Annotated in this window: 27 protein-coding genes, 1 tRNA gene and 1 pseudogene; 9 read left to right on the plus strand and 20 right to left on the minus strand. The window is 50.5% G+C overall.

Annotated elements, in window-relative coordinates:
• Positions 1 to 88: 88 nt before the first annotated feature.
• Positions 89 to 1,015 carry an NAD(P)H-dependent glycerol-3-phosphate dehydrogenase gene (locus JVX88_RS20565; protein ID WP_211620001.1) on the plus strand — a complete coding sequence of 309 codons (927 nt, stop codon included), beginning with the start codon at positions 89 to 91 and terminating at the stop codon, positions 1,013 to 1,015.
• A 196-nt stretch (positions 1,016 to 1,211) separates the two neighbouring features.
• Here the strand turns inward: JVX88_RS20565 and JVX88_RS20570 are convergent, their stop codons facing one another.
• Positions 1,212 to 1,493, minus strand: coding sequence for a hypothetical protein (locus JVX88_RS20570; RefSeq protein WP_036004279.1), 282 nt, complete (start codon positions 1,491 to 1,493; stop codon positions 1,212 to 1,214).
• A gap of 610 nt (positions 1,494 to 2,103) precedes the next feature.
• Positions 2,104 to 2,328, minus strand: coding sequence for a hypothetical protein (locus tag JVX88_RS20575; protein ID WP_211620002.1), 225 nt, complete (start codon positions 2,326 to 2,328; stop codon positions 2,104 to 2,106).
• Positions 2,329 to 2,543: 215 nt separating this feature from the next.
• On the opposite strand from JVX88_RS20575, the gene JVX88_RS20580 reads away from it, so the two are divergent.
• Positions 2,544 to 2,753: a helix-turn-helix domain-containing protein gene (locus JVX88_RS20580; RefSeq protein WP_263975614.1), complete on the plus strand. Its 210-nt coding sequence runs from the start codon at positions 2,544 to 2,546 to the stop codon at positions 2,751 to 2,753.
• 269 nt (positions 2,754 to 3,022) lie between these two features.
• Here the strand turns inward: JVX88_RS20580 and tnpA are convergent, their stop codons facing one another.
• The 6 genes from tnpA to JVX88_RS20610 form a co-directional block, all read right to left on the minus strand.
• Positions 3,023 to 3,454, minus strand: a complete 432-nt coding sequence (gene tnpA / locus JVX88_RS20585; protein ID WP_211620004.1) for an IS200/IS605 family transposase — start codon at positions 3,452 to 3,454, stop codon at positions 3,023 to 3,025.
• A 403-nt stretch (positions 3,455 to 3,857) separates the two neighbouring features.
• Complete coding sequence (locus JVX88_RS20590) at positions 3,858 to 4,382, minus strand: GNAT family N-acetyltransferase (RefSeq protein ID WP_211620005.1); 525 nt, start codon at positions 4,380 to 4,382, stop codon at positions 3,858 to 3,860.
• A gap of 15 nt (positions 4,383 to 4,397) precedes the next feature.
• Positions 4,398 to 4,502 carry a hypothetical protein gene (locus JVX88_RS20595; protein WP_317134397.1) on the minus strand — a complete coding sequence of 35 codons (105 nt, stop codon included), beginning with the start codon at positions 4,500 to 4,502 and terminating at the stop codon, positions 4,398 to 4,400.
• Positions 4,477 to 5,193 carry a histidine kinase dimerization/phospho-acceptor domain-containing protein gene (locus JVX88_RS42080; protein ID WP_211620006.1) on the minus strand — a complete coding sequence of 239 codons (717 nt, stop codon included), beginning with the start codon at positions 5,191 to 5,193 and terminating at the stop codon, positions 4,477 to 4,479. Before JVX88_RS42080 ends, JVX88_RS20595 begins: the two co-directional genes overlap by 26 nt.
• 95 nt (positions 5,194 to 5,288) lie before the next feature.
• Positions 5,289 to 6,050 carry a response regulator transcription factor gene (locus tag JVX88_RS20605; protein WP_211620007.1) on the minus strand — a complete coding sequence of 254 codons (762 nt, stop codon included), beginning with the start codon at positions 6,048 to 6,050 and terminating at the stop codon, positions 5,289 to 5,291.
• Positions 6,051 to 6,286: 236 nt separating this feature from the next.
• Positions 6,287 to 6,616: a hypothetical protein gene (locus JVX88_RS20610; RefSeq protein ID WP_036005243.1), complete on the minus strand. Its 330-nt coding sequence runs from the start codon at positions 6,614 to 6,616 to the stop codon at positions 6,287 to 6,289.
• 165 nt (positions 6,617 to 6,781) lie between these two features.
• Here JVX88_RS20610 and JVX88_RS20615 point away from each other — a divergent pair, with 165 nt between their 5' ends.
• From JVX88_RS20615 to JVX88_RS20625, 3 genes are all read left to right on the plus strand, one after another.
• On the plus strand, positions 6,782 to 6,961 hold the full coding sequence (locus JVX88_RS20615; RefSeq protein ID WP_211620008.1) for a hypothetical protein: 180 nt from the start codon (positions 6,782 to 6,784) through the stop codon (positions 6,959 to 6,961).
• Positions 6,958 to 7,704 carry an exonuclease SbcCD subunit D gene (locus tag JVX88_RS20620; protein ID WP_211620009.1) on the plus strand — a complete coding sequence of 249 codons (747 nt, stop codon included), beginning with the start codon at positions 6,958 to 6,960 and terminating at the stop codon, positions 7,702 to 7,704. Before JVX88_RS20615 ends, JVX88_RS20620 begins: the two co-directional genes overlap by 4 nt.
• A gap of 741 nt (positions 7,705 to 8,445) precedes the next feature.
• Positions 8,446 to 9,321: a hypothetical protein gene (locus JVX88_RS20625; RefSeq protein ID WP_211629096.1), complete on the plus strand. Its 876-nt coding sequence runs from the start codon at positions 8,446 to 8,448 to the stop codon at positions 9,319 to 9,321.
• 102 nt (positions 9,322 to 9,423) lie between these two features.
• Here JVX88_RS20625 and JVX88_RS20630 read toward each other — a convergent pair whose 3' ends face one another.
• The 3 genes from JVX88_RS20630 to JVX88_RS20640 form a co-directional block, all read right to left on the minus strand.
• Complete coding sequence (locus tag JVX88_RS20630) at positions 9,424 to 10,005, minus strand: putative glycolipid-binding domain-containing protein (RefSeq protein ID WP_211620010.1); 582 nt, start codon at positions 10,003 to 10,005, stop codon at positions 9,424 to 9,426.
• 115 nt (positions 10,006 to 10,120) lie between these two features.
• Entirely contained in the window at positions 10,121 to 10,822 is a 702-nt protein-coding gene (locus tag JVX88_RS43165) for a L,D-transpeptidase (RefSeq protein ID WP_211620011.1), read from the minus strand.
• A gap of 96 nt (positions 10,823 to 10,918) precedes the next feature.
• A complete protein-coding gene (locus JVX88_RS20640) occupies positions 10,919 to 11,677 on the minus strand; it encodes a hypothetical protein (protein WP_211620012.1) in 759 nt (252 codons plus the stop codon).
• 33 nt (positions 11,678 to 11,710) lie between these two features.
• On the opposite strand from JVX88_RS20640, the gene JVX88_RS20645 reads away from it, so the two are divergent.
• A complete protein-coding gene (locus tag JVX88_RS20645; protein WP_211620013.1) occupies positions 11,711 to 12,154 on the plus strand; it encodes a hypothetical protein in 444 nt (147 codons plus the stop codon).
• 120 nt (positions 12,155 to 12,274) lie between these two features.
• On the opposite strand, the gene JVX88_RS20650 is transcribed toward JVX88_RS20645, so the two are convergent.
• From JVX88_RS20650 to JVX88_RS20670, 5 genes and pseudogenes are all read right to left on the minus strand, one after another.
• Positions 12,275 to 12,362: transfer RNA gene (locus JVX88_RS20650), tRNA-Leu, on the minus strand.
• Between the two features lie 57 nt (positions 12,363 to 12,419).
• The gene (locus tag JVX88_RS20655) at positions 12,420 to 14,156 is read right to left on the minus strand and encodes an FG-GAP repeat domain-containing protein (RefSeq protein WP_211620014.1); all 1,737 of its coding nucleotides are present in this window, start codon (positions 14,154 to 14,156) and stop codon (positions 12,420 to 12,422) included.
• 132 nt (positions 14,157 to 14,288) lie between these two features.
• Positions 14,289 to 15,281, minus strand: coding sequence for a DUF4190 domain-containing protein (locus tag JVX88_RS20660; protein ID WP_211620015.1), 993 nt, complete (start codon positions 15,279 to 15,281; stop codon positions 14,289 to 14,291).
• Between the two features lie 113 nt (positions 15,282 to 15,394).
• Complete coding sequence (gene ndk, locus JVX88_RS20665) at positions 15,395 to 15,811, minus strand: nucleoside-diphosphate kinase (RefSeq protein ID WP_211620016.1); 417 nt, start codon at positions 15,809 to 15,811, stop codon at positions 15,395 to 15,397.
• A 100-nt stretch (positions 15,812 to 15,911) separates the two neighbouring features.
• Positions 15,912 to 16,442: pseudogene (locus JVX88_RS20670) on the minus strand (succinate--CoA ligase subunit alpha); the annotation flags it as partial.
• A gap of 2 nt (positions 16,443 to 16,444) precedes the next feature.
• Between JVX88_RS20670 and JVX88_RS20675 the strand changes: the two are divergent.
• Entirely contained in the window at positions 16,445 to 16,750 is a 306-nt protein-coding gene (locus JVX88_RS20675) for a hypothetical protein (protein WP_211620018.1), read from the plus strand.
• A 43-nt stretch (positions 16,751 to 16,793) separates the two neighbouring features.
• On the opposite strand, the gene JVX88_RS20680 is transcribed toward JVX88_RS20675, so the two are convergent.
• From JVX88_RS20680 to JVX88_RS20690, 3 genes are read right to left on the minus strand one after another with little or no spacing between them, the layout of a single operon-like run.
• On the minus strand, positions 16,794 to 17,393 hold the full coding sequence (locus JVX88_RS20680; protein ID WP_211620019.1) for a Uma2 family endonuclease: 600 nt from the start codon (positions 17,391 to 17,393) through the stop codon (positions 16,794 to 16,796).
• Between the two features lie 34 nt (positions 17,394 to 17,427).
• On the minus strand, positions 17,428 to 18,036 hold the full coding sequence (locus JVX88_RS20685) for a Uma2 family endonuclease (RefSeq protein ID WP_211620020.1): 609 nt from the start codon (positions 18,034 to 18,036) through the stop codon (positions 17,428 to 17,430).
• Positions 18,037 to 18,071: 35 nt separating this feature from the next.
• Positions 18,072 to 18,260 carry a hypothetical protein gene (locus JVX88_RS20690; protein ID WP_211620021.1) on the minus strand — a complete coding sequence of 63 codons (189 nt, stop codon included), beginning with the start codon at positions 18,258 to 18,260 and terminating at the stop codon, positions 18,072 to 18,074.
• 58 nt (positions 18,261 to 18,318) lie between these two features.
• Between JVX88_RS20690 and JVX88_RS20695 the strand changes: the two genes are divergently transcribed.
• Positions 18,319 to 18,486 (plus strand): hypothetical protein, encoded by a 168-nt coding sequence (locus JVX88_RS20695; protein WP_211620022.1) that lies wholly within the window; start codon positions 18,319 to 18,321, stop codon positions 18,484 to 18,486.
• Between the two features lie 247 nt (positions 18,487 to 18,733).
• Entirely contained in the window at positions 18,734 to 18,856 is a 123-nt protein-coding gene (locus tag JVX88_RS40855) for a hypothetical protein (protein WP_263975190.1), read from the plus strand.
• 100 nt (positions 18,857 to 18,956) lie between these two features.
• On the opposite strand, the gene JVX88_RS20700 is transcribed toward JVX88_RS40855, so the two are convergent.
• Positions 18,957 to 19,358, minus strand: a complete 402-nt coding sequence (locus JVX88_RS20700) for a hypothetical protein (RefSeq protein ID WP_211620023.1) — start codon at positions 19,356 to 19,358, stop codon at positions 18,957 to 18,959.
• Between the last annotated feature and the right edge of the window lie 46 nt (positions 19,359 to 19,404).

Here is a 19,404-nt window from a genome sequence, read left to right on the forward strand (position 1 = left end):
AGCTAAACAGCAAAAAGCTAAAAGTAGAAAAACAAGGGATGGCTGGCTGATTGTGGATATCCGTTCGACTGCATCGGATCGGTTGTCGTTGTCACCAACTCGAGTGGCAATTTTAGGAGTAGGTCAGTGGGGGGCAGCACTGGCAATGCTGGCTCGGAACCGAGGTCATCAGGTGCAGGTCTGGTCGCGTCGGGGAGAAACCACCTTGGAAGCGGCTTTGGCCTCAGCGGAGATCGTGATCTCGGCGATTTCCATGAAGGGTGTGCCCGAAACCGTCGAGCGGGTAAGAGCCTCGATGCTGCCGGATACGGCAATCTTGGTCAGCGCAACCAAAGGATTGGATCCGGCTACGCAGCTCACGGCCTCACCTATTTGGCAGGCCGCCTTTCCTAACCATCCGATTGTGGTTCTCTCCGGCCCCAACCTATCGGAGGAAATTCAGCAGGGCTTGCCTGCGGCCACGGTGGTTGCCAGCCACGATCAAGTCGCGGCGGAACGGGCTCAGGCAATTCTGTCTTCGGATCGGTTTCGGGTGTACACCAATACAGACCCGCTTGGTACCGAGATGGGCGGTACGCTAAAGAACGTGATTGCAATTGCTGCTGGTGTCTGTGATGGATTGCATCTAGGCACTAATGCCCGCTCTGGCTTGATTACCCGCGCCTTAGCCGAAATTATTCGTGTCGGTACCCATCTAGGAGCCAGGCCAGAAACCTTTTTTGGCTTGGCAGGTCTGGGTGATTTGCTGGCGACTTGTACCAGTCCGCTTAGCCGCAACTACCGGGTTGGCTATGGGTTGGCACAGGGTAAGCCCCTAGAGCAAATTCTCACCGAATTACAAAGTACGGCTGAAGGCGTCAGCACCACCAATGTGTTGATTGAATTGGCGGAGCGCAAAGGCATAGCGGTTCCTATCTCACGGCAGGTCTATTTGCTGCTCAATGGCAAAATTACGCCCAAACAGGCGGTAGAGGCTTTGATGGAGCGAGACCTCAAGGCCGAGATGTATGGATAATCTTCTATTCCAACTACTATGTCAAACTCAAATAAGGCTCCGCCTTAGAGAAAGACGAAGCCTAGCGTTCTGATATACCGCAGTTTGTCACACAAATTGAAAAAAGATTCATTTGTTAGGTCCAGCAATCTTGCTCGGATCTAGCAATCCTCAAGTGCCAAGACGCTAACTTGCAATCGCCTAACTTGCAATCGCCTTAGTAGTAGCAACCGCTCCGGCATGGACGATAGTACACCGGATAAGCGTAGTAGTGGCGCGGATAGTAGCAAGGACGAACAACCACCCGACGGCAGCAGCCACGACCATAGCCGTAGGCCGAAGCAGAGTTGGTTGTAGCATCGAGAGCAGTAACACCAGCGGTAACGCCTGCGGCAATCAAACCGGTAGTCACCACAGCCTTCAAGCTGCCGAGATTCAACTCTTTTGCTTCCGACTGTTCTAGGTTTTCTGCACCGTGGAGATAGGCAAGGGTTTCCATAGCTTTTCCTCAAAACAACTGATTCAACGATTTGATCAATACTCAACTCTCAATCAATTTTTTAGTTGATTCAGAATTGAGTTTGCTTGGTGCCTCATAGCGCCAATACAAGTCAATGCATTATGCAAATTCTCTGTAAAGTCCCTATAAGGACCAAGTGAATCCAGGCTTTAATTCCCGGATGCTTCTTTCGGGAAATAGAAGCTTGAATATGACGTAACCTGAAAGACAGAAGCCAATTGTCCCTGATGGTCAAAACTCTACCTAACAGTAAGCAGAACAACTGAATAACTCAAGACAGAACTTTTTCGCCGCACTTCCAGTGCCTCTATGGTTTTATCACCAAAGGCAGTCAAGTCAATATAGCGACCACACAACCATGAGCAGAATATAAATGCTCAAGTTGACTTATCTAACTGAGTTCAAAGGCTTCGCCCCGCCTATCGAAGACGAAGCCTTAAGAGGATCTGATATACCCGCATTAATTGAGGTTTGATCAGGCGAAAGACTCACTCGCCTGGGTAGAAGAATCTACCGTCGAACTGAACTAAATCGCCGTCCGAGACCTTCAAAGCTTTAAACTAAACTTCTCCAGTTTTCGGGTTGGGGTTTAGTAGTAGTAACCGCGATAGCAGGGACGATAGTAATCGGTTTCGGTGTCTTGCTCTCCGGCGTCGAACATGATTTCGTAGCGGCGGGTGGGGTCGATGCGGCGCAGAATTTGGCGATAGCCTTCTGCATCGGCATATTTGAGAAACCGGGCTACATCGACATGCTGCAAATTGGATGAAAGGCGCACGACGATCCATCGCCTAAGACGGTTGCCATAGGTCATAATTATTTTGTCTCTATTGCAAATTGGGACGTGAGCCAGTGCAAGGAGTTTGGTCGCTGCTACGCACTGGCTTCTCATTGTTCAGATGTTATCACACAGTTTAACCATGTACGTTAAAAGTCAAAGCATATTTGTGTGAAGTTTGACCAAGTATAGTCGCAGCAGTGTGAGATAGCAGGTTTATCGGACTTCTAAAATTGACGATTCGGTGGCGATTGCGGGAAATTATGGCTAGGCAGCGGATGACAAACAAACGCCTAGCAGAATTGATGGGAGTTCACCCTAATGCAATTTCGTCACTCAAGAATCAGGACAACATGCCTCGAATTGGAGGAGATACGCTTAACGCGCTCTGTAATCACTTAAGATGCACCCCCAGCGACTTGATTGAGTACAGCCCTGATCCAGCAGATGATGGAGCGTGAGAAAATCAGCATAGTTGCAGGTAGTAAAGTTATGCCAGCCGCAGTCATCCCACCATTCACTCAGCCGTTGACCGCAGAGCAGGTGATGCAAAAGATGTCCCGCGAAAGAATTGCAGGCTAACCTAGCCAAGTCCCTTCAGGACTCAACTTCAACCCACTAGTCCACTTCAAGTGGACTTTCTATCCTAGGCCGCATTTCAATCGCGGCTAATCGCGTTTCCGGTTCTGAGTCCCGCAAATAGAATTGCGGGCTAGAGCAGGAAGTCCACTCAAGTGGACTGATTCGGTCCATTATGGTTAAGGATTTCGGGTTCTATGGCGCGGAGTATAGTGCCAGAGGCGTGGTGGCTTTTCTGGTTTTGAACATAGGTGATTGCCTGATCAAGCTGCTTGCTGCCTAGCGAAAAGACGCCATATTCCCGTTGCCATGCGAATTGGCAGATCGGATAGCGCTGATTCATAAAGCGAGAACTACTGCCCTTAATTTGTCTGGCAAACTCTGCGACTGCCAATTTGGGCGGAATCGAAACCACTAAATGCACATGATCTGCAATTCCGCCAATCGCATACAGCCGACACTCCATAGACTCGCATTTAGATGTGATCCGACAGTACAATTCCGACTCACTGGCTTCTGAAATTAGCGGCAAACGATTATAGGTAGCCCAAACTAAATGGTAATAGGTTCTCCAAATAGACATGCCTCACCCTGCTACGCTGCCCTTTAGAGTGAACCAATTTTGTCTTTTCTTAACGTTGCTTTCATTTCCCCCATAAATACAATTGCAGGCTAACCTAGCCAAGTCCCTTCAGGACTCAACTTCAACTCACTAGTCCACTTCAAGTGGACTTTCTATCCTAGGCCGCATTTCAATCGCGGCTTCTTCAAGCGGACTTTCTATCCTAGGCCGCATTTCAATCGTTTCAAGTAGACTAGGTCGCATTTCAATCGCGGCGAGCTAATTGAATGATGCGGACAAAGCCGCTCAGACGTAGATATCCCAAATTCGTCAAGCAGTTAACGAACACCGCAATCGTTACTGAAAGACAATCATGCATCAAAGGGATTGATAATGGAAGCACTAGAATACTAGCGCTTGCAGCTCAGTCGTCCGCCAATCGCATATACAGCTCGTGATCGCGCCAAACTCCTTGAATTTGCAGATATTTTGGCGAATAACCAATCTTTTCAAAGCCACATTTTTCCAAAACCCGCCGAGATGCAACATTGTGCGGCATAATGCTGGCCTCTAGCCGATGCAAGCCCTGTTCTACAAAGCTAAAGTGAATCACCTTTTGTAAATTAGCAGTCATCACACCCCGATTCTGAAACTGCTGGTCGATCGAATAGCCCAAACGTCCGTTCTGAAAAAACTCCCGCTCAACGGCAGCTAGGGTAATCGTTCCAATCAACTGCACAGGATCTGCATCACAGAAAATGCCAAAGCGGTATTGCTCGCCCCAGCTATGCCGCCGAAAGTAGTTGCGCAGGCGCTGTTCCTGAAAGGCGGGTGTTGCATAGTCGGGTGGCATCAATGGCGACCAAGGGCGGTGAAATTCGGCATTGCGCTGGTGATAGTCAGCCAGCAGGATAGCATCTGCTAGGGTCAAGAGGCGGAGGGAAACCATGACTCATCCCTGCCTTTACCTTGGTCTACCCAGGGTTGTGATGTACAAAACCGCTTCATCTACTGGAATTCCCAGCACTTCATTCACTTCGTCGTCAAAGAAGCCCCCGATGCCGCTCACCCCTAAGCCCAAATGAATGGCTGCCAACCAGGCGAATTTGTAGCGTCTCTGCCACAAGACGAATTGAAGTTAGCGGAGTTTTCAGCTCGTGGGCTAGGTCCGAAGCCCATTGGTCCCGCTGTCGCATCAAAGCCATCACTTCCTGACGGTTTTCCAGAAAAACACCGACTTGGTTATCGGGTAATGGCAGACCGTAGCCTTGCAGGGTGATGGCAGGTTGCCGCGATAGATCGGATGGATCGGCACTGGTTGGATAAAACGTCCAGTTACTATGGCAAGGTTGGCCTGCATTCCGCGCTTGCTCGATCAAATCATCTAGCTCATAGGAGCGCACCAGCTCCAGAAGTAAACGCGGCTTTGGCCAAGTGGCCTCTGGCGAAATTCCCAAAATATTGCGAGCTTGCACGTTACACCAGAGCAGGCGATTTTCATCATCGACTTGGAGATAGCCGATGGGCGCAACTTGAAGGATTTGCTGCAACATCTCGAGCTGTTGCTGGAGTTGGAGTTGCTCTTTGCGGTGCTGGGAAACCGCGAGGGAAAGCTGAGATGTCAGCGGAAACGGTGAATAGTCAACGCTAGACTGTAGCTTACGCAACACTTTCTTGAGGCGGACATTCGAGCGGATTTGCTGCCACCCCAGCAGCAGTAGTCCGACCAGTAATCCAAGGAGAAAGTCTAGGACTGCCACAATGTCATTTGCGCTCGGATAAGGTTAGCCTAGGTGAGCAAAAGCCCTTGAAGAGAAGCAGTACACTTACCACCTTAGCTGAATCCTAGGATGTCTTAACCGAATCGGTAGCCAAAGCCTCTTACAGTCAGTAAATATTCTGGACGACTCGGGTCGAGTTCCAATTTTTCGCGCAGCCAGCGGATATGTACATCAACCGTTTTGCTGTCGCCCATAAAGTCGGGTCCCCAAATTCGTTCAATTAACTGTTCCCGCGACCAAACCCGACGCGGATGGGACATAAACAACTCTAGAATCCGAAACTCTTTAGGTGATAGGTTGACTTCTTCGCCGCGAATCGTGACACGACATTCCTGCGGATACAGCACAATCTCGTGAAATCGCAACGCCGATTCCTGGACCTGAAGCTGAGAACGTCGATGCCGCCGTAGCAACGCCCGACAACGAGCAATCAATTCCCGCATACCAAAGGGTTTGGTCAAGTAATCGTCTGCCCCCACCTCTAGGCCCACTACCCGATCCGTTTCAGTTCCCTTGGCGCTTAGCATCAGGATGGGAACATTGCTGCCTTCATGGCGGACTAGGCGACACAGATCCAACCCATTGACATAGGGCAGCATCAGGTCTAATATAACTAGATCAAACGTGATAGCTTCTGCCTGGCTTGGCTCACCAATCTTTGAAATGAATTCCAGCCCTTTGCGGCCATCCTCAGCAGTAAACACTTCGTAGCCTTCTTCAGCTAGTGCCAGCGCAATTGTTTCTCGAATTAGCTCTTCATCCTCAACAATTAAAACTCGCCCTAGCTTAACCTCCTGTTGGAATCGAGTTGCTTCTGGCGTGATTGCGAGTGGCATACAGCTCCTGTGCTTCAGTGCTTCTAGCTCATAGTAGCAGAACAGGGAATCCCTGCTGCTTGAAAAGAATATTAAGCCAGTTTTTTTAACTGTTGTTAATGATACGACTAGTCTACACAATTAACCCAACCATTAGTTCAGCTATTAGTTCAGCTATTAGTTCAACTTGGTGGTCCGACTAAACCTGGACTGACTGGTTATGCACTAGTTGACTGGTAGTTACTGACCGCAACTAGTTACTGGCCGCAACAGCGATCTACACCCAGGCTATTGAGCAACAAATCGCTGACGGCATTGGCAACGGCGAATTCGCTAAAAAAGCTTTTAGAAAAATCAAATGCCTGCATTTCAGTGACAATAGCAATCACGAGGGATCCCAGGTCATTTTCTCCCTCCATGCGTTGCCGAACGAAGACTTGGGCAGCTCTAGCAGCAATAGTTTGATTAATCGCTTCTGGAATAAATTCCTGGTCTAGCCACTGATGCAAAGCCGCCTGCAGCCATTCGCCCTCTTGTTGAGGGTTTTGAGCCGCCGGTAAAGTAATTGATTGAATCGGTTCTGCCATAGACGACACTCCGTCGGAAAAATATCAGAATCGAGTTCAAAGGGCTGAAGATGCAGGTCAGCTCAGCCACGAGTGAAATCATAGCAACTTAGCGAGATAGCGTCAGCCGTTGTTGCTATGGTAATCAGCATAAAACAGAGCACAGCCATTCGTGACTAGAAGTTTGTGACTAGAAATCAATACGACATTGAGGAAATCATTCGCGGCTACGCCCAGGGCTACTTCTTAATGGCGAATGAACCAGGAGCGGGTCTAGCCTGGTATTCCAGTCGGGAGCGGGCGCTCATTCCCCTGGACGATCCTTGGATCCCAACCTGCCGACAGTGCTGCTCGGCCATCTTATGACGGATACAGCTCAGTTTGGGGCAGAGCGGTTTTTAGCCGTTGGGAAGGGGTTTACGGTTCCCATGTCGTTATTAGCTCGCCCGTGTTTTGATTACGTGGCGTTGGGGCATGTGCATCGCCATCAAATTTTGGCAGAACAGCCGCTGGTAGTTTATCCGGGTAGTATCGAACGGGTGGATTTTAGCGAAGAGCAGGAAGAAAAAGGCTTTGTCCTGGTTGAGGTAGAACCGGGTCAGGCCACGCTAGAGTTTTGTCCGCTGCCGGTGCGTTCATTCCGAACAATTCGGGTCAATGTATCGGATGTAGAAGATCCTCAGGCAGCCCTGATCGCAGCCATCGAGGCCGAAGAGTTTACAGATGCGGTGGTGCGATTAATTTACCAGGTCCGACCAGACCAGCTCGACCAGATTGAGAGTCATTGTTTACACCAGTATCTCAGTGCTGCCCATACCTATACGATTCAGGCCGATTTAGTCAGCCAACTGGCTCGGCCTCGTTTACCAGAACTAGGAACCGGCCATGCGATTGATCCGGTCGATGCATTGAAAGCCTATCTCGATAACCAACCTCATTTAGCTGATATTGCAGCTGAAATGCTGAATACAGCTGCGGAACTTTTGGCAGGTGAGCCTTCGGAGTGGGCCAGCTCAGGCTCGGCAATCACTCCCCAACTAGCACCACTGAATGCGGCTACTAGTCTTGAGACGAGTACGGATGAGGCAGCTCAACTGCGTCTGTTGTGATACTGACTTTGCAGTTCTTGGAGTAATTAAATACGTACTTAAATACTTTGACTTGGTGTTGCGCCTTATACTCAAAATCCATCAGGTCAAGGTTGGCACGGAAATACTGATGGCGACTAGAGCAACTTCTGCTTTATCTGGCTTGCTTTATTTGGCATTTGGCTTGGCTGATTCGCTTAACCCACCCCAGGTCCAACTCGCTGACCTGGGCCTCGCAAAGCCTCGATGAACGCAACTCAATCAAGCATTTTGGGGTGTCGAATTAATTCCGCCTACGCCTGAATGGCTGCTGAAGGACCGCAATTACTCTCTAATTTAGGCTTACTCTCCAGGCTAGCGAGCCGCACCTAAATATGGGGTTAAATTATTATAAAGTTTTCATAAAGCTGCTTTTTGTAAATATTGCCCAAAAGTCTTATCTAGCAAGACTTTTAACCCTAAGTCTTAATGTGAAGATTATGTAAAGTTACGTCGTTTGTCCGTGATCCCGGATCCAATCTACAAAAACTTCATGCTACGCTGTTGCAGTTCCTTAGCCCGGAGTGAACACGTAACGAGTACGAGTTAAGCATTCTGTAGGAGTTTTGTTGATCCCGCTAATCAGTGGGTTTGATACAACTCCCCGCACTGCCGAGACTCCATAGGTTTTAGTCCGCTGCCAAGTTTGGCTTGTGAGGTTGGGTAGCGTTGCTGCCCGATCCCGGCGAAAGCCTATCTTCAGGTACTATTCACGATGGATGTATGAATCAAAAACTCTTAAGCGGTTTTACCGCAGCTTTGTTGGTTTCCACGCTGGGATTAGCACCTTCGGGATATGCTGACCAGCAGCAATCAACAGACGAACAATCAGGAGTAAGCGTTTCTGAATCAGGGTCTGCTGCTCAGGTCGCTTCCGCTTCGGCTCTTCGGGATTCCAGCTTGGAGAATCCTGAGAATGCGCAAGATCAGGTGCAAGCCGTTCAACCTCTTAGCCAAGCGTCTAATGGAATCAGTTCAGCGACTGCAATTCCTTCCCCTTCTGACGAGAAGGTTGGTGAAAAAGTTTCTACTCCGGCAGTTGCCCCAGCCGCTGCCCCCTCTGCCTCGAACTCAACTGCTGCTGAATCTAGCGATGGCCAATCCGTAGAGGTCGTCAAAGTTGGGGAATATCAATCCCAGGATGCCTCACGAGCTAATGCTACGGTTGCCACCATCCAACCCCATCCGTTACAAGGCCGTAATGCTGCTACGCTTTATGTCCGCAATATCCCTGTTTTAACGTTTCTGGGCGAAGCTGTAGGCCAATCTGCCTCTGGTGCAGAGGTTAATCAGCCGGCAAGCTCCTCTAGTGGTGCAGAGGTCAAGGTTGCCAGCACTCAGACCACCTCTGGTACAGCTGCCGCAATTCAAAACACGACGGTTGATCCCCTGACCAATTCGACTGCACCCATCACTGATGCCATTCCTGGTCATGTCAGCACCAATTCCACTGATTCTCGTGATCCGGTGTGGCGAGCAACCACGACGGCAGCTCGCTTAAACCAACTCTATCGAGACAATGTCAGCGCTGATGAGATTAAAATCTATTGGGATGCAGCTCGTCAGCAGTATGTGATCAAGGGACAAATGCCAGAATAGTTATCGCTGGCGAACTGTTCTGGTAGATCTGGGGTTAAATTCATGTTTGTTTGATTAGGAAGTTGAGTTTAGAGCTGAATCCAAAAACGAATTTCTTAAAGATTAACGTGGTTCTTCAACCGACCAAATTCGACGGAACGTTTGGGGATATTCAATCACGAGTCCATCACGGTCAACCAGGAGATCGACTGAAAAGTTTCGTGTCAGAGCTTCATAACGATAAATACCACCCTGGGAATTGATCTCCAAACAGGTGTAGCGTTGTGGCACAGCTCGGACCTGCATTTCTGGAACGGCAACATAAACCACAGTCAGATCGCAGGAGTCTCCGGGTTGCAAGGCCAACCGTCGAATAGCCAACGTATTGGTAAAGGGCGTTGCTGATAAATCGACATCAAGGCAACCCCCTAGTTTTGGAATCGGCTGATCGCTGTTTTGCCACCACTGTCCTTCTTTGTCTGAGCGAATGGTTAACCTTGTTCCACCTGCATTGAGCAATTCAATCTGCAAGTTGCGCACCTGCCAATCCTGATCGGTATCAATTTGATAGCGTGTTCTAAATGGTTTACCATCCTTTACTCCAACCACTACGCTATCAGCCATGATGCCATTCTGATTATTCTCGATATGTAGTTGTTCCATCCCTAAGTTGTTCCACTGCATCCACATCACGGTTCGATCCATTGCTTCTCTCCCTTGCTTGCATTCGAATCGACTGCTGCCTCTGATTCAATTGATTTGCTGAGGTATGAAACGATGAAGTATTCCGGTCATCTGTATCACGAAAACATGGGGAACATCAAGGGATGACCTCAACCGGAGTGCCGATTTTCACCATCTCGAATAGTTTGATCACATCTCGGTTATACATGCGAACGCAGCCGTGGGACGCGGGTCGCCCGACGGTTTCCTCATTGGGTGTGCCGTGAAAGCCGATGTAGTTAGTGCCATCGGTCCAGAAGCCAATCCAGCGGGCACCCAACGGATTATCGCGGCCCGGAGGCACCCGTTCGCCGGTAAAGGGATGCTCCCAAATCGGATCATGCAGCATTTGGATGACCTGATGCCGCCCCACGGGTGTTTCCCAGCCGTCGCGTCCAATCGCTACCGGAAAGCTGGTAGCAACCTGATTTTTTTGATAAACATACACGCGCCGCTCGTTTAGCCTAATTACCAGGCGGGTATTGACTCGCAGGTCAGGCGCAGGTAAAAACCGATCGGCATAGCCCAGCCCTGGCAGGGGAGGAACGGTAGTTGCTGCCAGCCGATTGGCTGCATCTAGGACATTCTGGGGAACAAAATTGGCCGTAGAAGCTGGAGCACTGCTGACTGGATGAACGGGTAGATGCGGTGAATTTTGAATTGTCGGCGTTGCAGGGAACGAATTGGGATCTGGTGGCGACGCATTAAGTGACTGTACTGGCAAAATTGACAGCACAGATGCGAAGCAGACTACACGGAGTCGGGCTGGGTGGAAGGAACGAAGAAGTTTAAGGCTCATACCGCCGCGTTTTTCAAGCCAAGCTCAAGACGACCTACGTAATAATTTAGCGTCTCTTGCGATTTTGCACCTAGTTGCGGCAGAAGAAGGGTCAGGCTACTGAGCGGCGGCTGGGACTGGCATGGTTGCTGTCGCGGCTGGAACATTGGGATCGCGATTCCAAATCACAACAAAGGTGGCAGTTCGATCAGTAGATTGAATGAGGTTGATAAAGCGAACGGTGCTGCCTTTGGTGACCTGATAGAGAGTTCCACCTCCATATTCACCAGCCTCGGTGAAGCTGAAGCCCTCAAATAGAGTTTGCAATTCCTGGTAAACAGCATCTGGTCGCTTGCGCGATGCCCACAAAATGTCATCAATTCCATCCACCCTGACAGGTTCTGTGTCATTGCTGTCGGCTGCTGCCAGGCTATCCGGTGTAAAAAATAGCTCTGGCTGCTGAAACAGATAATAAGGGATGCCGAGTCCAGCCGTTTCGTCGGCTCCAACACCACCGATGCTGCTTTGAAACTGTCCTAAAAAAGCCTGCAATTCCTGGTCTGCTTCGGGGGAAGGGCTAGCTTCGATGGCAGGCGTCGCGACGGGAGTAGGGGTGGCAGCCACGGTCGGTGTGGGCGTGGGAGACGGCGCTATGGGAGTTGGTGTGGGAACTGGAGGAGGAACTGGTGGACGGGCCACAACGGGTTTCTGCACTGGTGGTTTGGGCTGCGCTTTTGGGGTAGGTGTCGCCACTGGGGTAGGCGTTGGCTTGGGGGCAGGCCGGGTCAGGGACTTTAAGCTAGAAATTTGGACTTCTTCCTGTTCTGGCTCTTCTTCAGGTTCAGGGATGGATTCCGGTGCAGGTGGCAGAGGCATCGCCAGCAGCAATCAGTTTTGATGGGCGGCAATATGTCCTACGGAACATTCATTTCCGGCAACCGTCTCTATATCAACGGAAACACTTCGGTTGTAACCCGTATGGGCGATGGGATATTGACCACCGGCACGGATGGTCTTCGGATAATTTACGGACGTTCTGGCTGGGGCGGCGGTGGTGGCCCCGGATGGGGTGGTGGCAACCCGGGTTGGGGTGGCGGCCAGCAGGTCTCTCCGCCAAGCTGGGCTCGTGGAACATTCTACGGTATTGCACAGGACGGAACTCCGATAACGCTCACCATCGCAAGCAATGGAGCTGTTACGGCAAATATCGGTGGATCAATGTCTTATGGCTCTTTCATACGTGGGAATCAGTTGGCGATCGGTGGGAACGTCTCTAATGTGACACGTTTGTCGAATGGAATTCGAACAACGCTCGTCGGTGGTGGTGTCGTGATCGATTACCGCCGGCGCTGATCGCTCGAATCTACACTTCTACCTTTCAAGATGCGACACTCATTTTGGGTGTCGCATTCTTAATTTCGAGCTAGCTAAAAAGGCAACCTGCGGGCCGGCCAATAGTGTTACAGAATAAGGTGGTGCCGGAGGTCGGACTCGAACCGACATGGGCGTGAAGCCCGCTAGATTTTGAGTCTAGTGCGTATACCAATTTCGCCACTCCGGCCTGGAAAGGCGTGGAATTTACGATGATAAAGTTCGCGGGCGGCTACGTCAAGAAAGCCTAACGCACAAATATCCCGGGAACCGGCCGTTCACCGGCGGATCCAAATTGATGGGCTCTAAACGCCGAATCAGAACTTTGAATGTAATACCACACTTGGTCAGAACCGCGATAAACGGCAATGTCGCTACGCCCGTCGCCATCAAAGTCGGCCTGGAGAGGTTCATCGGTACCGAGCCCAAAGAATCCGTAACGAAGCCCCTCGGTCGATGTCATCAGGTACCAAATCCCTTCGCTTGGACGAAATACTACAAGATCGGTCTTTCCATCCCCGTCAAAGTCGCCGGGAATCGGGCGGTCGCCTGCAAGACCAAATTGTGATATCAGAAAGCCACCGCTCGACCTAGCGATATACCAAACGCCTGTCGAAGGTCGGAATACTGCAATGTCGTCCCTTCCATCGCCGTCGTAATCTCCTGTTACCGGTATGTCATCGGCTAAGCCGAACTGAGCAGCCGCAAACCCAAGCGAGCTTTGCAACAAGTACCAGACGCCCGTCGAAGGTCTGAAAAGTGCAATGTCTGCGCGGTTATCGCCATCATAGTCAGCAGGAAATGGTATATCTCCGGGCAGCCCGAAACTTACGTAATCGATATTGCCGTCGCTACTCCTTGAAATGAACCAGACACCCACCGATGGACGGAATACCGCTATATCCACCTTACCGTCACCGTCGAAATCCGCGACGGCTGGAATGTCGCCGACGCCGCCAAAGACAGCTTCGTAGAGCGTCCCGTCGGCAGATCTTAGCCCGCGGAAATCGGGACGTTGACCATCGTCATTCAAATCGAACACCGAAAGATCAGTTCTGCCATCGTTATCCAGATCGAACGGTGCGCGTGTCGGAACCGAGCTGCACGAGCAGGCGAACCCATCGGTTACTACCAGATCATCGATGTACTGGCCTTCTCTGAATGTTCCGATATCTGTACCAACTCTCCATCTTAGCTGAACCGTGTTGCCTGCAGTCTTTGCCGGCAGTCGTGCTTCAGTTGTAATGAATTCAGATGTTTGGTTCACACCGCTGCGTCCTGACCATCCCTGTCTGCCTGCAAGCGGATTGCTGCAGCACGAATCAATGACACCGTCATATCTGCCCGAGACGAAGCTCCCGCCTGCCGCCAGGATATCTTCCCATTGGCCACTTCCTATCTTGATCTCTAGTACAGAACCGTCATACAAACGGTTCCTTAGGAAAGTGGTCTCGAGTTCATACCAATTGCGAAACTTCACCCTCGCAATACCTGAGCTTATGGAAAAGGGGGGCGAAACCAATTCATTCACGCCCATTTGGATCGGTGCCGGAGAAAAAGCCGCGTTAGGGGCCGATTCACTTCGGTTGGATGAGCCACGCCATAGTTGATGATTGGCCGTTGTAGAGGTCGTCCAACCTGCGGGAAGAGATGGTGCCGCGACCGAGTCAAAGTTCTCTTGGAACGAAATGATCTGAGCGCCTGCCGTCAGTGGTATTTCGATGATGTTGAGCTCATTCCCCAGCTCGCGAATACGAAACCGCAGTTGAATGTTCGAACCGCACGGTGTGTTCGGAGAGACAAGGAAGCTGAGCGGTCGATAGATCGGGGGCTTACCAACCGGCAGGCTTCCATAGTGAGCCAGTTCCCCGGAGCTCACTATCCGGCCACCGCTAACGACCTTCCAAGAATGATGGCCAGCAGACCGAGCAGAAACGGAAAGATCCCACAAAACCAGAAGATCAGTGTCGGGAAAATAAGACACAACCCAAAGATGCCCGACACCATCGAGATGATCCCAAGGGTCGGGCTTGGGCTGGACATTCTTTGAGGATACTGATTCAAACGATTAGCACCTATCGCCAGCTATCTGCCCTGTACTCGAAGGGCTACCGCGTTACTGGATACCCTGCATCACCCCGGCAAATACTCCGGTGAAAAGATAAAGAACAAGGATCACAGTTCCGATGATGAAACTTAGGAACCCGAGAACGATACCGATAGTCGCCATTCCGGCTCCGCCATAATTGGCCGGATCGTTATTAGCCTTGCTTCGAGCCATGAATCCTGTGATGATCGCGGCAAGTCCGACGATATACCAGGTACAGCAAACAAGGCTAAGAATACCTAAGACCAACGAGATTATACTCAACGTACTGCTCGGCCCGGCGGCCGATGCAGCGGGATTCTGACCAAAATTTTGTGGATTTTGCATACTTGATTCCTGTGCTGCCGGCGGCGTCCATTCAGCCTGGGCAAGCGGTTCTTTGGCCTGTGGGGCCGAGTGCTCAAAGGGGTTATAGGCCGCTTCCGGCTTTGCCGGTTCAGAAATTTCTGGCTCTGCCGACGATTGAGAAAACGGCGAAGGAGGTTCTGCCTGCGAAAATGGAGACGGAGGCTCTGCTTCTGCGACCGAAGCAGATATAGGTTCTGGTTCCGAGGGACCAAAATCAGGGGCCTTTACGCCCTGCTGCCCGGCATCGCCAAATGGTGATGGTATTGGCGGCGACGTTTGAATGAACTTATCCTCTGCTAATGGCTCCACCTCTGCCGCGGGAGTATCGGAGATCGGCGGAACATCGATAACCTGTTCGTTGGCCGCATCGGCTTTCGCCATTTCCGCACGAAGCTCTGCTTCTGAGACAACTTGAGTCTTCCCGGAATCAAATGCTTCCGGGATCTCAAGCACCGGCTCTTCGATCTTTTCTGCCGGCTCTTCCTGGGTTGAAAGCGAGGACATTGCTGCGGCAATATCCGACGGGCTTGCAACCATTGTCTTGAATGGGTCCACCTCTTCGGCCGGGGCGGCATCTACTAGCGGAGTGCCATCCAGCTGGCAGAATTTAAGTACGTCGTCGAATGTCTTGTCGCACGTAGGGCAGCGCTTCATTGTGTTTGATCCTTAAAAAGAAACTTTCGGAATGGCAGACAGTCGGAAGCAAGAGAACTGAGCCCTTACTGCCGCCCCCTAACCGCAATTGCTTTCCCTTTATACCCTTAGCCTTAAACTAATTCAAGTTTGCTGAAGAAATATGCGATCTCTATCGCAGCATTCTCGTCCGAATCCGAACCGTGAACGGCATTCTCCCCGATAGACGTGGCAAAATCTTTCCGGATCGTGTTCTCAGCAGCCTCTGCCGGATTTGTTGCCCCCATCAATTCGCGCCAAGCCGGCACAGCATTCTCCTTTTCCAGCACCATCACGACACACGGTCCGGACGACATAAAGTCGCATAGCTCATCAAAGAACCCTTTCGCCGCATGAACAGCATAAAAGCCCTCCGCCTGTTTCCGCGTCTGATGAATAAGCTTCATACCGCGTATCTTGAATCCCGCGCCAAGAATGCGCGAGATTATCTGTCCCTGTTTACCCGCCCGAACCGCATCGGGCTTGATTATTCCAAATGTTAAATTGCTCATTATCTTGATCGAATTATTGATCCTAGATAAAAACGGATCAAACTCACTAACTTATTTGCTTATTTGTTGTATGACTTACAGATCTCGAAGGCAAACTTTCTCAAGCGGCAGCCTTTGATCCAAGAACTTCCCCAACTGCCTGGCCGATGTCCGCCGGCGACTGAACGACCCGGATGCCGGCGGCCTCAAGTGCTTTCATCTTTTCAGCCGCGGTGCCCTTTCCGCCTGAGATGATCGCGCCGGCGTGACCCATTCGGCGTCCCGGAGGCGCCGTTTGGCCTGCGATAAATGCGACGATGGGTTTTGTTACGTTGTCTTTGGCATATGCAGCTGCATCCTCTTCGGCAGTCCCGCCGATCTCTCCGATCATTACGATAGCGTCCGTCTCATCGTCTTGCTGGAACAACCCGAGCGCGTCTGTATGTGTTGTTCCGATGATCGGATCGCCGCCAATGCCGATAGCGGTCGATTGTCCAAGCCCAAGTGCGGTAAGCTGCCCTACCGCCTCGTAAGTTAGCGTGCCGGAACGCGATACAACACCGATGCGCCCTTCTTTGTGAATATGACCGGGCATAATGCCGATCTTGCATTTCCCGGGCGAGATTATTCCCGGGCAATTCGGGCCGATCATTCTTGTGGGTCGCCAAAAAACGGTGGTGCCAGCATTATGCCTTCGGGCCGGATGGCACGATTCAACCTGCGGATTCCGAAGAGTCGATGCAGCAAGGTTGTACGCTAGAGCTATCCGAATTGCAGGTATGGGATCAGGACTGGCATAGCCTTTGTTTTGAAACCTTTGGTCCGCCCGAAACGTTGGAGCAGGTACTGACAACCGCAGTGCAACATGTGTGCCATGAGATCGGGCTGCCGGTTCTGAAGGCGCGTGATTCGTTTGGCTATCCTACTTGGCTGCATCGAGTCTGGCAGAACCAGCCATAATGGGCAGCAGGATTTATCGTCATTTCGAGCCGAGTAGGCAAGCTTATTGTCCAGTATCTTGTCCAGTATCTTGTCCCGCGTTCAGCACTTGGGCCGCTGTTAGCGCCAGCTCAGGAAAATGGGGCGAACAGATGGAATCGCCATCTCGGAAGCTGCCAACTTCGATATAGGTGCTGTTTTGCAGTTCTAGAACCGTGACCGTATGCTGCTGCGGATCAACTAGCCAATATTCGGGAATGCCTCGATCTTGGTACTGTGCTCGTTTGGCGATGTAGTCCCGCTCGTACTGTAATTCACCGGGACTGACGACTTCCACAACTAAAAGCGGCGGAGCCATTGACAGACGAATTGTGTTGCGGCGAGCTAACTGCTGGATATGCTCTTCACGGATAATTGTCAGGTCGGGATAACGGTTTTTGGGTTCTCCCCGCACTTCTAGTTCTAGCCCATGCCCTCGTACTCTCAAATGTCCCAGTAGTAGAGCGAACTGTAGAAATAGAAAGCCAGCAATCCCAACGTTTTCTCCTGATTCGGGTGGCACTTCAATCAACTCTCCATTGAATAACTCATACAGATAATCGGTCCCATCATCGTAGGTGAGGTATTCTTCAAAGCTTTGAAAGCGGGGTTTGGTCTGGAGCATGATCGGCTTCTCCTAGTTAGGTGGAATGAGGGGATTAGCAGTTTGCTGGAGTCAACACCTGCTGAGCCGTCAGCGTCAGGTCAGGAAAATTCGGTGAAGTAATGCGGTCTTGGCCTCGAAAGGTGCCGACTTCACGATAGGTACCGTTCTGGAGTTCTAACAGGGTAATGATTTGCTGCGCTGGATCGATTAGCCAATATTCCAGCACGCCCAAGGCTTGATACTGTTCCCGTTTGCGCTCATAGTCACGCATACGGTTAGCATCACCCGGACTCACGACTTCGGCAATCAGCAGCGGTGGTGGCATCTCACGAGTGATGGTCAGGCGCTTTTGAGTCAGGGGAAGGTGTTCGGGTCGCAGAATCACCAGATCGGGAAACCGAGTTCTGGCGTCACTCGGTTGCAGCACCGGCACTTCTACTTCACAGGTGTGGGGATAAACCAGATTAAACGGAATGCCAGCATTGACTAACAGCAGAAATAAATAATTGGCGATCGCAATGTTTGGTCTTGATTCTGGCGGCAATTCGCGTAGCTCCCCATCCACATATTCAAACTGACCGGCGGGCAGATCAGCACTGGCATCGAGGCTGAGGTACTCCTCAAAGGTCATTTTTAAAGCGTTGTTGGGCGCTTGAGTCATCGTTTTACCTCTCAGCGTTGCCTTTCTAACTGCCGCTAATCTTCCAGGTTGTAGTGCTGGATTAGTTCTCTTGTATCATCATCTTCTAAAAATCGATCGATTGCAGTTCCTACAACTTTGTTCATTGACGTTTCCTTGACGCCTGCAATCCGCTTCAACAGACTGTAGACCTCCTGAGACACGGTAACTCTAATTTCCTTTTGATCTGCTTTTCGAGGACTCATGCCGCACTCTAATCAGAATGTGGCTATTTTGCCCTATGATGAAATTTAGGTGAGGCTTATGCCGCACTTTAATATTTGTACTATTAAGGTGACTTCAATGGTTGTTCTTTCCGACGATGAAGTAGCGCTGCTCAAGTCAATTTTGATTGCTTTACGCGGCATCAAAACACGTGATATTGACAGAGCAATTGTGATTTTGAGCAAAAAATCACAATCGTTGGATTAGGCGAAGCAGCATCAGTAATAGTGTTGAATTCTGACTGCTATGGCAACGGATGAAACGGATAGGACACTCATCAGATCGCTGCCCCCCGAACGGATGAGCTTGGGAATCTGAAACTGTCCTAACCGTTCTGACTACGGCTATAAAAGTAAGGTTAGAAAATTTCGCCAAATTGCTATATGAGAACTGCGGTGTGGATCAAGATCTGGTAGGGTTTTAGGACACTGTTGTTCTATACCCATAATCTAGGATGAGCGTAGCGTCATTAAAAGGTCGAGACCTGCTCAGCATGGCGGATCTGAGTGCCGCAGAAATTCATGAGCTGTTGGAACTGGCCGCCGAAACTGTTCGCTATCGAATGTCACTTTTATAAAGCTAACAAGTTTCAAGCGAACCAGTTCCAAACAAATCAGTTTTGATTTTGGTGAACTAACAAAATTCCAAATGCTGGCGGCTGATGGCGATCAAACAGCTTACCATTGAGTGCGGTGCCAGCCAGGTGCTGCTACAGGCTCTGGATTGTTTTCGGGTTGAGACTGAGCTTCTAGCATTACCAAGATGTAGGATTCGATGTCTAGATCGAGCCAGCGGCCACGCAGATGGATAATAGTAGCTGGCGGTAAGAAAACCGTATCTTCAATAATGACACCCTGATCAGGAAATAGCTCTCGGCTTTCTAACACGGCTTCAACAATGCGGTGAATTGGCTGGGGAAATTGGTCTACTGGCGAGGGCAGGTTTGCCTCATCTAAATCGATGGCTAAAAGCTGCTGACAGATCTGCTGCGCATCGCTGTTGGCTAGAATTAGAGCACCTTCTACATTTAAGATCAAAATGCCCATTGGTAAACCTTCCAGCCCGTCCTCATGCATCATGCTCTATACCTCTTTGTGGTGCTAATTGCGATATCTTTTGCCGTAT

The sequence above is a fragment of the Leptolyngbya sp. 7M genome, assembly GCF_018128485.1.

Excerpts from the sequence above, each read along its gene's own strand:
- JVX88_RS20570 (WP_036004279.1), bottom strand. The coding sequence starts at position 1,493 with ATGGAAACCCTTGCCTATCTCCACGGTGCAGAAAACCTAGAACAGTCG.
- JVX88_RS20575 (WP_211620002.1), bottom strand. The coding sequence starts at position 2,328 with ATGACCTATGGCAACCGTCTTAGGCGATGGATCGTCGTGCGCCTTTCA.
- tnpA (WP_211620004.1), bottom strand. The coding sequence starts at position 3,454 with ATGTCTATTTGGAGAACCTATTACCATTTAGTTTGGGCTACCTATAAT.
- JVX88_RS20590 (WP_211620005.1), bottom strand. The coding sequence starts at position 4,382 with ATGGTTTCCCTCCGCCTCTTGACCCTAGCAGATGCTATCCTGCTGGCT.
- JVX88_RS20605 (WP_211620007.1), bottom strand. The coding sequence starts at position 6,050 with ATGCCACTCGCAATCACGCCAGAAGCAACTCGATTCCAACAGGAGGTT.
- JVX88_RS20610 (WP_036005243.1), bottom strand. The coding sequence starts at position 6,616 with ATGGCAGAACCGATTCAATCAATTACTTTACCGGCGGCTCAAAACCCT.
- JVX88_RS20620 (WP_211620009.1), top strand. The coding sequence starts at position 6,958 with ATGACGGATACAGCTCAGTTTGGGGCAGAGCGGTTTTTAGCCGTTGGG.
- JVX88_RS20625 (WP_211629096.1), top strand. The coding sequence starts at position 8,446 with ATGAATCAAAAACTCTTAAGCGGTTTTACCGCAGCTTTGTTGGTTTCC.
- JVX88_RS20630 (WP_211620010.1), bottom strand. The coding sequence starts at position 10,005 with ATGGATCGAACCGTGATGTGGATGCAGTGGAACAACTTAGGGATGGAA.
- JVX88_RS43165 (WP_211620011.1), bottom strand. The coding sequence starts at position 10,822 with ATGAGCCTTAAACTTCTTCGTTCCTTCCACCCAGCCCGACTCCGTGTA.
- JVX88_RS20640 (WP_211620012.1), bottom strand. The coding sequence starts at position 11,677 with ATGCCTCTGCCACCTGCACCGGAATCCATCCCTGAACCTGAAGAAGAG.
- JVX88_RS20645 (WP_211620013.1), top strand. The coding sequence starts at position 11,711 with ATGTCCTACGGAACATTCATTTCCGGCAACCGTCTCTATATCAACGGA.
- JVX88_RS20660 (WP_211620015.1), bottom strand. The coding sequence starts at position 15,281 with ATGAAGCGCTGCCCTACGTGCGACAAGACATTCGACGACGTACTTAAA.
- ndk (WP_211620016.1), bottom strand. The coding sequence starts at position 15,811 with ATGAGCAATTTAACATTTGGAATAATCAAGCCCGATGCGGTTCGGGCG.
- JVX88_RS20680 (WP_211620019.1), bottom strand. The coding sequence starts at position 17,393 with ATGCTCCAGACCAAACCCCGCTTTCAAAGCTTTGAAGAATACCTCACC.
- JVX88_RS20685 (WP_211620020.1), bottom strand. The coding sequence starts at position 18,036 with ATGACTCAAGCGCCCAACAACGCTTTAAAAATGACCTTTGAGGAGTAC.
- JVX88_RS20690 (WP_211620021.1), bottom strand. The coding sequence starts at position 18,260 with ATGAGTCCTCGAAAAGCAGATCAAAAGGAAATTAGAGTTACCGTGTCT.
- JVX88_RS20695 (WP_211620022.1), top strand. The coding sequence starts at position 18,319 with ATGCCGCACTTTAATATTTGTACTATTAAGGTGACTTCAATGGTTGTT.
- JVX88_RS40855 (WP_263975190.1), top strand. The coding sequence starts at position 18,734 with ATGAGCGTAGCGTCATTAAAAGGTCGAGACCTGCTCAGCATGGCGGAT.
- JVX88_RS20700 (WP_211620023.1), bottom strand. The coding sequence starts at position 19,358 with ATGATGCATGAGGACGGGCTGGAAGGTTTACCAATGGGCATTTTGATC.